The organism is Geobacillus sp. Manikaran-105, assembly GCF_002809955.1.
GTDB lineage: Bacteria > Bacillota > Bacilli > Bacillales > Anoxybacillaceae > Geobacillus > Geobacillus thermophilus.
In genome coordinates, this window is sequence record NZ_PIJG01000002.1 from 88,955 (window position 1) to 103,130 (window position 14,176).

Genomic DNA, 14,176 nt, shown 5'->3' on the forward strand with positions numbered 1-14,176 from the left:
CAAGAGGGTGTCCCAAAAGGATCGGGACACCCTTTCTTATTACGTATATAGGTATAAAACAATCATTAAGAAACAATATGTTGTGCTTTGTTAAGGAAAATTACCCTTTTGGGTCATCCCCTTGTTTGCTAGGTTATTTCGCTTTTTCAATCACTTGTTGCAGGGCGGCTTCAATTTGCGGCAGCCATTTGTCACCCTCAGCTTTGTTTTTTGCCTTTGCCGCCTCTAGGTAGCGTGTCGCCTGTTCGTTCAAGTCGGTGTATGCTTTGTCGCCAAGCAGCGTTTTGATATCCTGTTCGATCATGTTAATAAAGAGCGCGCCTTCTAAGGCGGTGATCACCGACTTGTCTTGCCCCCAATTTTCTTTGCTTTCTTCATATTCGTGAAGCGCCACTTTCGCCCATCCGCGCACGAACGCATGGTTCACCGCTTTCGGATCGAGCGTTTTGACATCGGTTTGCAGGTCAAACTGTTTCAAAATGTAGTCCGCCTCCTCCGCGGCATGCCGTTTCATATACGGATAGACGGACTGATAAAACGCCCAGCCTTCCGCCTGCTCCACTTTGGCTTCTTCGGCGTTTTCCTTGGCCGCAGCCGCCGCCTTCGCCGCATAGCCGTGCGGCAGCGCTCCGCTCGCTAAATAGAATGTTTTCATCAATGTTTTGTCCACGACTTGCTTGCCGAGGGCAAATGAGAGCGCATCATCGTTTTGGACCGCTTGCTCCATTTGGGCAAACGCCCCGTTGATCGCGTCAACCAACTTCGTTCCGTAAGCCGCATCGCGCTTTTCCACGGTCGACTGCAAAATCGCGTAAAAGGTTTTGGCTTCCTCAAGCTCTTCCTTTACTTCTTCCTTATTGGCCCAATGTTCTTCTGCTTCGGTAAACTCATGCTTGATCGTCGTGTAAAACACTTTTTGCATCAGCTTGTCAAAAATTTGCTTGACAACCAACGGCTCAAGCGACCCGTCTTTGCCGGCGGCCAGTGCGTTGGTAATATGTTGGTCAAGCGTATCTTCAAATTCCGCGTCACGTTTTTGTACAAGCGGCTGCAGCTTTTCTTTGTAGATGCTCTCCACTTTGCCGAAGTCGACCGCCCCGCCTTGCTTCGCCTTCTCAAGCTCCGCGAGCGCTTCGCTGAACGCTCCCGCATAATCGACTTCCGCTTCTTCCTTCTCGTTCTCCGCCTTCTCTTCCTCTTTCGGCTTTTCTTGTTTTTCCACAGCCGTTTGGTTGCTGCTTTCTTTTTCTGTCCCCGCCGTCTGTTTGCTCTGGCCGCACGCGCCAAGCGCCAACGCCGCGGCGGCGAACACGGCGAGCCACTTCCATTTCAATGACATTATGTATCCCCCCGTTCACACATCCAAAAAATGATAATCAATATCAATACAATAAGATTATAATAGAAAATGAATTTCAATGTCAACACATGATGAAAAAGAGAGGACTCCCCTCTTGCTGAAAATCCTCTTTTCCTAGCTGATCACACCTTAAATAAAAAAAATCCAGAGGCTTCTTCCCCTCTGGATTTCCTTCTTTCTCCGTTATGACACATGTTTGCCAACCAGCTGCACAAGCGCCTCTTTCGGCTGATAGCCGATCGCTTTATCGACAAGTTCGCCGTTTTTGAACACGAGCAGCGTCGGGATGCTCATGACGCCGAACTTCGACGCTGTTTCTTGGTTTTCATCGACATTCACTTTGACGATTTTCACTTTGTCGCCCATTTCGCGGTCAAGCTCTTCCAGCACCGGAGCGATCATGCGGCACGGTCCGCACCATGGCGCCCAAAAGTCAACGAGCGTGAGGCCGTCTTTCGTCTCTGCGGCGAACGTTTGGTCAGTGGCGTTGACAATCGCCATATGGATTCCCTCCCATCTTCTTGAATGCTGCAAGCAAAGTATACCATGGAATGCATGTCGGCGCGAATGTTTTGCTTCGTTTCTACTATTCGCTTTTGCCGCGGAATTTATCCGTCAAAAAACGGGCGGCTGCAGCCGCCCGTGTTGTTCATTACGAATGCACTTTCAGTTTTTTGAACTCTTCGGTGAGGAGCGGAACGACTTCGAACAAATCGCCGACAATGCCGTAGTCCGCGACTTTAAAGATGTTGGCTTCCGGGTCTTTGTTAATGGCGACGATGACTTTCGAGTTGGACATCCCCGCTAAATGCTGGATGGCGCCTGAGATGCCGCAAGCGATGTAAAGGTCCGGCGTGACGACTTTTCCCGTTTGCCCGATTTGCAGCGAGTAGTCGCAATAGCCGGCATCGCACGCCCCGCGCGAAGCGCCGACCGCACCGCCCAACACTTCGGCGAGCTCTTGGAGCGGCTTAAAGCCTTCGGCGCTTTTGACGCCGCGGCCGCCGGCGACGATCACTTTCGCCTCCGTCAAGTCGACGCCTTCCGCCGTTTTGCGGACGACCTCTTTGACAATCGCGCGCAAGTCTTTGATCTCGACGGCGAGCGCTTCCACGCTGCCTGAGCGCGACTCGTCGCGCTCAAGCGGCGCGATGTTGTTCGGACGCACGGTCGCGAAGATGATGCCATCGGTGACGATTTTCTTTTCAAACGCTTTTCCGGAGTAGATCGGACGCGTGAAAACGATGTTGCCGCCCGCCTCTTCGACGGCGATGACGTCGGACACAAGGCCGGCGTCGAGCTTGATGGCCAATTTCGGCGACAAGTCTTTGCCAAGCGCCGTATGGCCGAAGACGATGCCTTCCGGCTGCTCTTTGTCAATCACGGCTTTTAACGCTTGCGAATAGCCATCTGATGTATAAAATTTCAAATTCGGATGTTCGATGACGACGACGCGGTCCGCACCGCGGTAAATGAGTTCGTTCGCATGCGCCTGCACTTGGTCGCCGACGAGCACCGAGACGACTTCCCCGCCTTCGGCGATCGTTTTGGCGGCCGCAATAGCCTCAAACGAAACGTTCCGCAGCGATCCGTCCCGCACTTCTGCTAAGGTCAATACTTTACGTGCCATGTTTCAGTCCCCCTATCCTTTGATTCCCCGTTGTGCTTCATCCGAACGCCGACAGCGGTTTCCGCTTATACCACTTTCGCTTCGGAGCGGAGCAGCTGGACGAGCTCTTTCACTTGATCGGCGATGTCGCCTTGCAAAATTTTCCCTGCTTCCCGCTTCGGCGGCAAGAACACTTCAATCGTTTTCGTCTTCGCTTCAACATCGTCTTCGTCGAGGTCCAAATCGTCAAGCTCTAGCTCTTCAAGCGGTTTCTTTTTCGCTTTCATGATCCCCGGCAGCGACGGATAGCGCGGTTCGTTCAAGCCTTGTTGAGCGGTGACAAGGAGCGGCAGCGACGTTTCGATGATTTCCTCATCCCCTTCGACATCGCGCACGACGGTCACTTTGCCGCCGTCGGCAATGTCGAGCTTTGTGATCGTCGTTACATATGGAATGCCGAGCAATTCCGCCACACGCGGGCCGACTTGCCCGGAACCGCCGTCAATGGCGACGTTGCCGGCTAAAATCAAGTCCGGGTTTTTGTCTTTTAAGTATTCAGCGAGCACTTTCGCTGTCGTATATTGGTCTTGTTCTTCGACATCATCGTCAATGTTGATGAGCACCGCTTTGTCGCAACCCATGGCGAGCGCTGTGCGGAGTTCTTTTTCCGCCTCTTCGCTGCCGACGGTGACGACCGTCACTTCGCCGCCGTGTTTGTCGCGCACTTGAATCGCTTCTTCAATGGCGTATTCGTCGTACGGATTGATGATGAATTCTGCCCCTTCCTCGTTAATCTTGCCGTTGACGATGGAGATTTTTTCTTCCGTGTCAAACGTGCGTTTCATCAACACAAAAATGTTCATGTCGTTCCCTCCTCGGTTTGATTGAACATTGTTTCATGTTCCAACATTTAGATATTGACAAAGATTATTTCCCTTTAAAGACGGGCGGCCGTTTTTCCAAAAACGCCTGCACGCCTTCTTTTGCATCCTCGGATCCAAACACGCGGCCAAACCATTCCGCTTCCTCGCGCACGGCCTCAACGAACGTTTTTTCCTTGGCGGCGTTAAGCAACTCAATAACCGCCCGAACGGAAAGCGGACTTTTGGCGGCGATCTTTTTCGCCAGCGCTTTGGCCTCGTCAAGAAGCCGTTCTTCCGGCACCGCCTTGTTGGCAAGCCCCCATTGCACAGCCTCTGCGCCGGTAATCGGCTCGCTCGTCCACATCATTTCGGCTGCCTTACCAAAGCCGACGTAGCGCACAAGCCGCTGCGTGCCAGCAAATCCAGGGATGATGCCAAGCTGCAGCTCCGGAAGGCCGAGTTTGGCGTTTTCCGCCACGATGCGGATATGGCAGCTCATGGCCAACTCCAATCCACCGCCAAGCGCCGCGCCGTGAATGGCCGCAATGACTGGTTTGGAAAAGCGTTCGATCCGCTCCATCACGAGCTGGCCGTTGCGCGACAAGCCGGATGCCTCCTCGACGGAAGCGATGGACGTGAATTCTTTAATATCGGCGCCGGCTGAGAAAAACCGCCCCTCGCCATGAAGCAACACGACGCGCACGTCCGGGTCGGTCTCGAGCTCGTCCAACACAGTTGAAAGCTCTTTCAAAACCGCTGATGAAAGGGCGTTCGCCGGCGGCCGCGAAAACGTCACGACGGCGACGAACTCCTCTTTCGCCAAACGAAAAAAGTCCATGAAGCCTCTCCCCTTTCTGCCTTTCCTAACGTCCGGCGGCGCACCCTTTGACGAGCAGTTCGTACACCGGATCGGCGAGGGCGGCCAAGTCATACTTTTGCTCGTTCATCACCCACGTCGTCACCGTTTCATCCAGGGTGCCAAAGATCATTTGCCGAGTGAGCCGGACGTCTAAATCTTGGCGAAACTCCCCTTTTTCCATCCCCTCCATGATGATGCGGTCGATGAGCCGCAAATATCCTTTCAGCACCTCATTGATGCGATGGCGCAGCTCTTTGTTCGACTGGCGCAGCTCAAGCTGCGTCACGACCGCCATATGCGGATCAGCGGCGAGGGCGGAAAAATGAGTTTTCACCAATACATACAATTTCTCTAAGGGGCTTGAAATTCCTTCTGTCTCTTGTTCAATTTTCTCGATGAACGCCCCCATCTTTTCCTGAAAAAGCGAAATTAAAATATCCTCTTTGTTTTTAAAATAAAGGTAGATCGTGCCGTCGGCGACACCGGCCTGCTTGGCGATTTTCGACACCTGTGCTTGATGGTAGCCGTGCTCGGCGATGACGACGACGGCAGCGTCAATGATTTGTTTAAATTTCGGCTTTTCCCTCCGCAATATAGATTCTCCTTTTCTCACTTTCCATCCGCCAAATGAATGAACCATCATTCATATTTTCATTTTACGGGCAATTCTGCCGATTTGTCAAGCTTCTTTTTCTCCTCTTCCACCAACACGCGGCGCAAAATTTTGCCGATCGCCGTCTTCGGCAATTCGCTGCGGAACTCGTAGATGCGCGGCACTTTGTAAGCAGCCAGGCGCTGGCGCATAAACGCGTCAAGCTCCTGTTCGCTGCACATCTCCCCCGGCTTTAACACGACGAACGCTTTCACCGTCTCGCCGCGGTACGGATCCGGAACGCCGATCACGGCCGCTTCCTGCACTTTCGGGTGCTCATACAGCGCTTCTTCGACTTCGCGCGGGTAAATGTTGTAACCGCCGGCGATAATGACATCTTTCTTGCGGTCGACGATATAAAAATACCCCCGCTCATCCATATATCCAATGTCACCTGTATACAGCCATCCGTCGCGCAGCACTTGCTCGGTCTCTTCCGGACGATTCCAGTAGCCTTTCATCACTTGCGGCCCGCGCACGACGAGTTCTCCACACTCTCCCGGCTTTGCTTCCTCACCCGTTTCCAAGGAAATGATTTTCGCGTCCGTATCCGGCCACGGAACGCCGATGCTTCCTTTCACCCGCTCCCCGTCCCAAAGGAAGTTGCTGTGGGTGACAGGGGACGCCTCGGTTAACCCATAGCCTTCAATCAATTTTCCGCCCGTCACCCGTTCAAACTGCTCCTGCACCTCAACCGGCAGCGGAGCGGATCCGCTGATGCAGACGTTGATTGATGATAAATCATACTTTGGAAAATCCGGATGATTCAACAAAGCGATGTACATCGTCGGCGCGCCTGGGAACATCGTCGGCCGGGTGCGCTCGATTGCTTTTAATGTTTGCTTGACATCAAAGCGCGGGAGCAGCACCATTTTGCTCGCCATCATCACGGACAAATTCATCACCGTCGTCATGCCGTACACGTGGAAAAACGGAAGCACACCGAGCACCGTTTCTTTTCCTTTTTCGCATTTATACACCCAATGGGCACACATGAGCGTATTGGCGATCAAGTTGCGATGCGTCAACATGGCCGCTTTCGGATGTCCCGTCGTGCCGCCTGTATATTGCAGCAGCGCCACATCTTCCACCGGATCGATGTCCACCCCGATCGGAGCGGTTTCCTTGCGGCTCATGATCGTGCGGAACATATGAACGGTTTCGCTTTCCGCGATGCGGACGATGGGCATGTTTTGCTTCCGCTGCACAAGCGGATACAGCCATTTCTTCACCGTGGGCAAATAATCTTGCATTCTCGTGACAATCCAATGTTTGACCGGCGTCCTCCCTTTCACCTTTTCCGCCTTTGGATACAGAAGATCCATCGTCACGAGCACCGAGGCGCCGCTGTCGTTCAGCTGGTATTCAAGCTCATACTCGGTGTAAAGCGGATTCGTCTGCACGACGATGCCGCCGGCTAGGAGCGTCCCGTAGTAGCTGATGACCGCCTGCGGGCAGTTCGGCAGCATCACCGCCACCCGATCCCCTTTTTTCAATCCGATCGTCCGCAAATAATGCGCGAACGTCAAAGCCTGCTCGTACAGCTCTCGAAACGTCATCGTTTTGCCCAAAAAGTCAATCGCCTCATGGCTTCCGAATTGTTCCGCCGTCTCCCGCAAATAGTCAGAAAGCGTTTTCTTTGGATAGTCGAGCGTAGCAGGAATGGACGGCGGATAATGAGCGAGCCACGGTTTTTCCATATGCATCCCTCCTTGTTTCTATTTTATTTCACTTTTTGTAATTTTTCATCAAAAAAAACGCCTCGCCTGAGCGAGACGTCACCAAAACCAGTACACCAAACCAATGAAGAAAAAGCACGCGCAAATGACAAACAAGATTTTCGCCAGCACATCGACCGACCGGTTGCGCACCGCCATATACGCGATGCCGGCGATCAAAAGCAGCCCGACGGCGATCAACAACCATTTGACTACTGCGTTCATTCGTTGTTCCCCTTTACTGAATCCCTTCGCCGATGACAAACGACAAACCGACGGAAATGACCATCGAGATAAAGCCGACCGCCCGGTTGTCGTTGGCGATTTCATCATCGATGTTAAACTTCGGCGTCAAAAATTCATAAATAAAATACGCTGCGAGCAGAAGCAAAAACCCGTACAGCCCCCAGCCGACCATCGACAACAGCGACTCATGGTGGGCGAGCGCGTAACGAAAAATATTGGCAATGCCAAAAATCTTTCCGCCGGTTGCCATCGCCACCGCCATATTGCCTTTTTGAATTTCTTCCCAGTTTTTATACTTCGTGACGAGTTCAAACACGGCCAAAAACACCACGATGCACAGCACGGCGACGCTGAAATTGGCAGCGGTTCTCACCATTTCGTGCTCCCAAAACGGCGCCATCATTCTCGCCCCCATCATTTCAGTTCCACGACCGTCACCCCGGTCCCGCCTTCATTCGCCTCACCAAATCGGAAGCTTTTGACCGCCCGGTGCCGCTTTAAAAACTGCTGCACCCCTTGGCGGAGCGCGCCTGTCCCTTTGCCGTGGATGATGGAGACGCGCGCATATCCGGCGAGCACGGCGTCATCCAAGTATTTCTCAAGCCGAAGGAGCGCGTCTTCGTACCGTTCGCCGCGCAAATCAAGCTCAAGGCTCACATGGGCGTCCTTGCCTTTCACGGTCGCAATCGGCGTCACGTCGTTCACCGGCGCGCTGCCGATGTATTCTAAGTCACGCTCGTGAATTTTCATTTTCAAAATGCCGAGCTGCACTTGCCATTCATCGTCCGACACTTTTTCGATCAAGTAGCCTTTTTGGTTGAGGCTCGTCACCTTCACTTCATCACCCGGCTGGAATACATGGCGCGGCGCCTGTTTTTTTGCTCTTTTCCGTTTCTCGACTTTCGGCACGGCGGCGGCGAGCCGCTGTTTTGCCTCGGCGAGCTCATGCTCTTTCACTTCCGCCTGCTTTTCTTTTTGCAGGCGGCGCAGTTCATGGATCACCCGCTCGGCTTCGCGCTCGGCGGCGCGGATGATGTCCGTTGCCTGCTTCGCCGCTTCAGCCAGCCGCTCTTCTTTTTCCTCTTCGAGCGCTTCGAGCTTTTGCTCCCACTCGGCGCGCAGCCGCTCCGCTTCCTCCAGCGCCGCGCGCGCCCGCGCTTCGTCTTCCTCGGCTTGCTTTTTGCTTCGTTCGAGCGACGCGATCATGTTTTCCACGTTATGGCTTTCCGCGCTCACTTGCGCTTTCGCCCGCTCGATAATCCGCTCATCCAACCCCAAGCGGCGTGAGATGTCAAAGGCGTTGCTGCGGCCGGGAATGCCGATCAATAGTTTATACGTCGGACGGAGCGTTTCGGTGTCAAATTCAACGCTCGCGTTCACCACCCCGGGGCGGTTGTAGCCGTACGCTTTCAATTCGGGATAATGCGTCGTCGCCACCGTCCGCGCCCCGCGCCCGTGCACTTCATCCAAGATGGCGATGGCAAGCGCCGCCCCTTCCTGCGGGTCGGTGCCCGCTCCGAGCTCATCAAACAGCACAAGGCTTTGGCCATCGACATGGCGCAAAATGTCGACAATATTGACCATATGGGACGAGAACGTGCTCAAGCTTTGTTCGATCGACTGCTCGTCGCCGATATCCGCGTACACTGCGCGGAACACCGCCGCTTCCGATCCGTCGGCCGCCGGGATAAACAGCCCCGCTTGCGCCATTAATGTCAACAAGCCGACCGTTTTCAACGTCACCGTTTTCCCGCCGGTGTTTGGGCCTGTTATGACGATCGTCGTATAATCGCCGCCGAGTTCAATGTCATTCGGCACCGCCTTTTCTTGATCAAGCAGCGGATGGCGGGCCTGCACAAAGCGAAGATAGCCGCGGTTATTGACCGCTGGCTTCGCGGCTTGCAGCCGGCGGGCGTATTTCGCCTTGGCAAACGCAAAATCGAGCGCCGCAAGCGACTCAACCGCCCGCGCAAGCGGTTCAGCCTGATCAGCGACTTTTGCCGACAGTTCGCGCAAAATGCGTTCGATTTCTTGCTTTTCTTTCGCCCGCGCTTCGCGGAGTGCGTTGTTCAACTCGACGACCGCCTGCGGCTCGATAAACAGCGTCGCCCCGGACGCCGACTGGTCGTGGACGATGCCGCCATAGGCACTGCGATACTCTTGTTTCACCGGAATGACATAGCGGTCGTTGCGGATCGTAATGATGGCGTCCGACAGCCGCTTTTGCGCCGACGGCGAGCGAATGATGCTCTCAAGCTTCTCGCGGATGCGCGCTTCCACTGACCGAATTTGCCCGCGGAGCGAACGGAGGCGGTCGCTTGCGGCATCCAATACCTCGCCATGGTCGTCGATCGAACGGCGAATGTCATGCTCAAGCGCCGGCACCTCCACGAGCTCATCGGCATAAATGGACAGACGATCCAATCCCCCCTGCTCTTCATGCAGATCCATAATCAGCCGTTTCATCTGCCGGCTTGCGGTCAAGGTGGATGCCGTTTCCACGAGTTCTTGCGGACTGAGCACGCCGCCGATCGCCGCCCGTTTCAAATGAGGGCGAATGTTGACAACTCCGTCAAGCGGCGCATAGCCAGCAAGTCGCAAAACAGCGGCCGCTTCATCCGTTTCCTCAAGCCAAGCGGCCACCTCCTCCAAATCGGATGACGGCATGAGCGCCTCGATTTTTTCCAAACCGAGCGGCGAGGACGCATGCTCAGCCAACTGCTCTTTCACTTTATCGAACTCCAAGGTGTGAAGCACTTTTCGTTGCACGTATCTGACCCCCAGCTCATTCATTTCGTTCGTTTGTCGCGCAAAAACTGCCGCAGCTTGTCAAGCGGCCATGTGTTGATGACCGTTTCGTTCTTGATCCAGCCTTTCCTTGCCGTCGCCACGCCAATAGCCATATCATCAAGCATGTCCAAATGGTGGGCGTCCGTGTTAATGGCAATATACGCCCCCGCTTCCTCGGCTTTTTTCACGTAAGCTGCCGACAAATCGAGACGGCTCGGGTTGGCGTTTAACTCAAGCACCGTGTTCGTCTCGGCCGCGAGTTTCATGAGCCGCTCGAGATCGACGTCATAACCGCCGCGCTGGCCGATGAGCCTTCCGGTCGGATGGGCGATGACATCGACGTACGGATTGCGAAGCGCCGCCTCGAGCCGCTTCATGATCGCCTCGCGCGGCTGTTTGAACGCAGAGTGAATGGCGGCGATGACAAAATCCAGCTCCTTGAGCACGTCATCATCGTAATCGAGCGTCCCGTCCGGCAAAATATCCATCTCAATGCCGGCGAGGATGGTAAAATCCGAATAGCGCGCGTTCAGCCGTTCGATTTCCTCGCGCTGGCGCCGCAATCGATCCGGCGTCAAACCGTTGGCGACTTTCAAAAATTGCGAATGGTCGGTGATGGCCATATACCGATAGCCGCGGCGGCGGCACGCCTCAACGAGCTCCTCAAGCGAACACGCCCCGTCGCTCCATGCCGAATGCATATGCAAATCGCCTTGAATGTCTTCAAGGCGGACAAGCGGATATCGGTCCGAATAGCGCTCGATTTCCGTGCCGTCTTCACGCAGCTCCGGGGGAATGTGCGGCAGCCCGAAATGGGCGTAAAACGCCGCTTCATCCGGGAACGTTTTCACCTTGCCGGTCGCTTCGTCTTCCACGCCGTATTCGCTGATTTTCTCCCCGCGCTCTTTGGCGAGCTGGCGCATGCGCACGTTATGCTCCTTCGATCCGGTGAAATGATGGAGCGCGGTCGCAAACTGCGCCCCGCTGACCAGCCGGAAGTCGACGGCCACATCGTCGTCATAGCGAAGCAGAAGCGACACTTTTGTCTCCCCAGCAGCGATGACCTCACGGACACGCTCAAAACGAAGAAGCCCGTCGCGCACCGCAGCCGGACGGTCGGTGGCGATGACATAATCCAAATCTTTCACCGTTTCGTTTACGCGCCGCAAACTGCCGGCCCGCGAGAAGCGAATCACGCCGTCAAGACAAGCAAGCTGGCGTTCCACATCCGCCGCGGCGGCGAGCACCCGAGCGAGCGGCAGCCGCTCAGGGCGTTTGCCTGCCTTTTCAATGGCCGCAAGCAGCTTTTCTTCCGTTTTCGCGCCAAAACCGGGAAGCTTCCGCACTTTTCCCGCCAGACACGCTTCTTTCAATCCATCCATATCGACAATACCGAGCTCTTGATGCAGCTTGGCGATTTTTTTGCCGCCAAGCCCCGGGATCTTAAGCAAGGAAAGAAGCGTTTCCGGAATATCGCGCTTTAATTCCTCGAGCACCGATGATGAACCGGTTTCGACAAACTCGGTGATGATCGCCGCCGTGCTTTTGCCGATGCCGGGAATGGCGGTGAAGTCGCCGATTTCCGCGAGGCTCCGCTCATCCGTTTCCAAGGCGTTCGCCGCTTTGCGGAAGGCGTTGACCTTAAATGGATTTTCTCCTTTGATCTCCATATACAGTGCGATCGTTTCAAGCAGGCGGATGACCTCTTTTTTATGGACGCTCATCCCCATTTCCTCCCTTTCCCGCAAAACCGCGGCCGCGCCCGGTCAGACGCGGCCATGAATCCACCAATGATTAAGCATGTCCGACAACACCGGCGTATGTTTCACAATCACGGTCGCCATGAGCGAATGCTGCAGCTGCTCCTGCACGCTGTCAATCGGCACGAGCGCCCCGATATACAACAGCAAAAAGACGAGCAAATACACTTCCGCAAACCCGAGCGCCGCCCCCGCCAGACGGTTGACGCTTCGCAAGAGCGGCAACTGGGCGACGAAATCAAGCATCGAGCCGATGATTTGCAGGACGATTTTCACAGCAAAAAACAAAAGTGCAAAGGAAATCGCCCGATAATAGGCATCGTCCAAATGCGTGCTCTGAAACAGCAGCTTCATCGTCTCCGGGTCTCCGAACGTCGGATACGGAATCCAAAGGCGCAATGTCGGCACAAACCGTTCATAATAGCGATAGGCGACGAAAAAGGCGATCAGAAACCCGGCCATATGAATGAATTGAAGGATAAAGCCGCGCTTCAGCCCGATCATCGCCCCCATCAACAGGACAAACAGCAGCACGACATCAATCATCCTGTTTCCCGTCCTTTTCCTGTTTCAGCTGTTCCGCCAGCCGTTGATATTGTTCTTTCAGTTTGAGATACTCACTGGCGATGTTGACGGCTGTCAACACGGCCAGCTTCGGCACATCAAGGAGCGGATTTTTCTCGCTGAATTCATGCATTTTATCATCAACGAACGCCGCCACGAGCCGGATGTGGGCCGGGCTTTCCGCGCCGACGATCGTGTAGTCTTGTCCATAGATGCGGACGCTCACTCGCGTTTTTGGCTGTTCTGTCAAGCTTTCTCCCCCATTTCGCCAAATCCTACTGTTTATCATATCATGAACGCTGGTATAATGGAAAGAAGCGACACACAGCAACGATAGAGAAGATAAAGGAGCGATCGAACGTTGTCAAACTATGTGATTCAAGCCGACCAACAGCTGCTTGACGCCTTGCGCGCCCACTACCAAGACGCCTTATCCGACCGGCTTCCGGCCGGAGCGTTGTTTGCCGTCAAGCGCCCGGATGTCGTGATCACCGCCTACCGCTCAGGCAAAGTGCTGTTTCAAGGGAAAGCGGCGGAGCAAGAAGCAGCGAAATGGATATCAGGGGCGAGCGCCTCAAACGAAACAGCTGACCACCAGCCGTCCGCTTTGGCAGCTCATCAACTCGGGTCTCTTTCCGCCATCGGTTCCGATGAAGTCGGCACCGGCGATTATTTCGGCCCGATCGTCGTCGCCGCCGCCTACGTGGATCGGCCGCATATCGCCAAAATCGCGGCGCTTGGCGTGAAAGATTCGAAACAATTGAACGATGAGGCAATCAAACGGATCGCCCCCGCCATCATGGAAACGGCGCCGTATGCCGTCACTGTGCTTGATAACGCCGAATACAACCGCTGGCAGCGAAGCGGCATGCCGCAGACGAAAATGAAGGCGCTGCTTCACAACCGGACGCTCGCGAAACTTGTTGACGCCATCGCGCCCGCCGAACCAGAAGCAATCATCATCGACGAATTTTTAAAACGGGATTCGTATTTCCGTTACCTTTCCGATGAAGATCGCATTATCCGCGAGCGGGTGCATTGCCTGCCAAAAGCAGAAAGCGTGCACGTGGCGGTCGCCGCCGCCTCGATCATCGCCCGCTATGTGTTTTTAGAAGAGATGGAGCGATTATCCCGCGCCGTCGGCCTCCTGCTTCCAAAAGGTGCCGGCGCCATCGTTGACGAAGCCGCCGCCCGGATCATCCGCGCGCGGGGGGAAGAAGCGCTTGAGACGTGCGCCAAGCTTCATTTCGCCAATACGAAAAAGGCGCTTGCCATCGCCAAGCGCCGGTAATTGTTTCCATCACACCCATGGGAAACGGCAGCGTTGGCTCCGTTGCACAGGTCGACCCGTAGTAGCTGAACGACACCGTTTCCCATCCTTTCCACATGTTTCGTTTTACGTATGAAGAAAATGGCTTTTCATCCGCAAACAACCAAAAGGCTGCCCCCACCCAGCCTAGTGAGCCGGGATCATTAGACGGCCTATTCTGCCGCGCCATCGATGGCCTTCGATTTTTCCGTTGCTCGTACAAAATAATCCATTCCAGCAGAACGTGAGTCAACTACCCCCACTTCGCTAACGCTTGAAGTGGAGGCTTGCAACTCCCCAGAAGTGCGAGCGGACTTCGTCCTCCTTCCTTGACTTGGGGTTGCATTAGGGGCAGGTTGACAGCTGCCCAACGACGCAGGTCATGCCTGTGTCGTTCCTTCAACGATGTACTCTATTCCTTTTCGTTGAAGGTTCATAGCACCAAT

General features: G+C 54.6%; 14 protein-coding genes. 1 reads left to right on the forward strand and 13 read right to left on the reverse strand.

Features of this window, described 5'->3' with window-relative positions:
• Positions 1-133: 133 nt before the first annotated feature.
• The 13 genes from CV945_RS01390 to zapA all read right to left on the reverse strand — a co-directional run bounded on the left by CV945_RS01390 (position 134) and on the right by zapA (position 12,671).
• A complete protein-coding gene (locus CV945_RS01390; protein WP_021322161.1) occupies positions 134-1,339 on the reverse strand; it encodes a hypothetical protein in 1,206 nt (401 codons plus the stop codon).
• 204 nt (positions 1,340-1,543) lie between these two features.
• Positions 1,544-1,861, reverse strand: coding sequence for a thioredoxin (trxA, locus tag CV945_RS01395; protein ID WP_011232159.1), 318 nt, complete (start codon positions 1,859-1,861; stop codon positions 1,544-1,546).
• Positions 1,862-2,012: 151 nt separating this feature from the next.
• Positions 2,013-2,990 carry an electron transfer flavoprotein subunit alpha/FixB family protein gene (locus tag CV945_RS01400; protein ID WP_047818828.1) on the reverse strand — a complete coding sequence of 326 codons (978 nt, stop codon included), beginning with the start codon at positions 2,988-2,990 and terminating at the stop codon, positions 2,013-2,015.
• A 65-nt stretch (positions 2,991-3,055) separates the two neighbouring features.
• On the reverse strand, positions 3,056-3,832 hold the full coding sequence (locus CV945_RS01405) for an electron transfer flavoprotein subunit beta/FixA family protein (protein WP_100658973.1): 777 nt from the start codon (positions 3,830-3,832) through the stop codon (positions 3,056-3,058).
• Between the two features lie 64 nt (positions 3,833-3,896).
• On the reverse strand, positions 3,897-4,670 hold the full coding sequence (locus tag CV945_RS01410) for an enoyl-CoA hydratase (RefSeq protein ID WP_100658974.1): 774 nt from the start codon (positions 4,668-4,670) through the stop codon (positions 3,897-3,899).
• A 25-nt stretch (positions 4,671-4,695) separates the two neighbouring features.
• Positions 4,696-5,283, reverse strand: coding sequence for a fatty acid metabolism transcriptional regulator FadR (locus CV945_RS01415; RefSeq protein ID WP_011232163.1), 588 nt, complete (start codon positions 5,281-5,283; stop codon positions 4,696-4,698).
• 59 nt (positions 5,284-5,342) lie between these two features.
• Positions 5,343-7,043, reverse strand: coding sequence for a long-chain-fatty-acid--CoA ligase (locus CV945_RS01420; protein WP_100658975.1), 1,701 nt, complete (start codon positions 7,041-7,043; stop codon positions 5,343-5,345).
• A 78-nt stretch (positions 7,044-7,121) separates the two neighbouring features.
• Complete coding sequence (locus CV945_RS17175) at positions 7,122-7,286, reverse strand: hypothetical protein (RefSeq protein ID WP_171698049.1); 165 nt, start codon at positions 7,284-7,286, stop codon at positions 7,122-7,124.
• Positions 7,287-7,299: 13 nt separating this feature from the next.
• The gene (locus CV945_RS01425) at positions 7,300-7,707 is read right to left on the reverse strand and encodes a DUF350 domain-containing protein (protein ID WP_063330420.1); all 408 of its coding nucleotides are present in this window, start codon (positions 7,705-7,707) and stop codon (positions 7,300-7,302) included.
• Between the two features lie 14 nt (positions 7,708-7,721).
• Positions 7,722-10,076: an endonuclease MutS2 gene (locus CV945_RS01430; RefSeq protein WP_369806424.1), complete on the reverse strand. Its 2,355-nt coding sequence runs from the start codon at positions 10,074-10,076 to the stop codon at positions 7,722-7,724.
• A 20-nt stretch (positions 10,077-10,096) separates the two neighbouring features.
• Positions 10,097-11,821, reverse strand: a complete 1,725-nt coding sequence (gene polX / locus CV945_RS01435) for a DNA polymerase/3'-5' exonuclease PolX (protein WP_100658977.1) — start codon at positions 11,819-11,821, stop codon at positions 10,097-10,099.
• Between the two features lie 42 nt (positions 11,822-11,863).
• A complete protein-coding gene (locus CV945_RS01440) occupies positions 11,864-12,403 on the reverse strand; it encodes a CvpA family protein (protein ID WP_100658978.1) in 540 nt (179 codons plus the stop codon).
• Positions 12,396-12,671, reverse strand: a complete 276-nt coding sequence (gene zapA, locus CV945_RS01445) for a cell division protein ZapA (protein ID WP_014196491.1) — start codon at positions 12,669-12,671, stop codon at positions 12,396-12,398. The genes CV945_RS01440 and zapA overlap by 8 nt, the downstream gene beginning before the upstream one ends.
• Positions 12,672-12,782: 111 nt before the next feature.
• On the opposite strand from zapA, the gene rnhC reads away from it, so the two are divergent.
• The gene (gene rnhC / locus CV945_RS01450; RefSeq protein WP_047818834.1) at positions 12,783-13,712 is read left to right on the forward strand and encodes a ribonuclease HIII; all 930 of its coding nucleotides are present in this window, start codon (positions 12,783-12,785) and stop codon (positions 13,710-13,712) included.
• Positions 13,713-14,176: the final 464 nt, after the last annotated feature.

Excerpts from the sequence above, each read along its gene's own strand:
- CV945_RS01440 (WP_100658978.1), bottom strand. The coding sequence starts at position 12,403 with ATGATTGATGTCGTGCTGCTGTTTGTCCTGTTGATGGGGGCGATGATC.
- CV945_RS01400 (WP_047818828.1), bottom strand. The coding sequence starts at position 2,990 with ATGGCACGTAAAGTATTGACCTTAGCAGAAGTGCGGGACGGATCGCTG.
- CV945_RS01425 (WP_063330420.1), bottom strand. The coding sequence starts at position 7,707 with ATGGCGCCGTTTTGGGAGCACGAAATGGTGAGAACCGCTGCCAATTTC.
- CV945_RS01390 (WP_021322161.1), bottom strand. The coding sequence starts at position 1,339 with ATGTCATTGAAATGGAAGTGGCTCGCCGTGTTCGCCGCCGCGGCGTTG.
- CV945_RS01405 (WP_100658973.1), bottom strand. The coding sequence starts at position 3,832 with ATGAACATTTTTGTGTTGATGAAACGCACGTTTGACACGGAAGAAAAA.
- polX (WP_100658977.1), bottom strand. The coding sequence starts at position 11,821 with ATGAGCGTCCATAAAAAAGAGGTCATCCGCCTGCTTGAAACGATCGCA.
- CV945_RS01410 (WP_100658974.1), bottom strand. The coding sequence starts at position 4,670 with ATGGACTTTTTTCGTTTGGCGAAAGAGGAGTTCGTCGCCGTCGTGACG.
- trxA (WP_011232159.1), bottom strand. The coding sequence starts at position 1,861 with ATGGCGATTGTCAACGCCACTGACCAAACGTTCGCCGCAGAGACGAAA.
- CV945_RS17175 (WP_171698049.1), bottom strand. The coding sequence starts at position 7,286 with ATGAACGCAGTAGTCAAATGGTTGTTGATCGCCGTCGGGCTGCTTTTG.
- CV945_RS01420 (WP_100658975.1), bottom strand. The coding sequence starts at position 7,043 with ATGGAAAAACCGTGGCTCGCTCATTATCCGCCGTCCATTCCTGCTACG.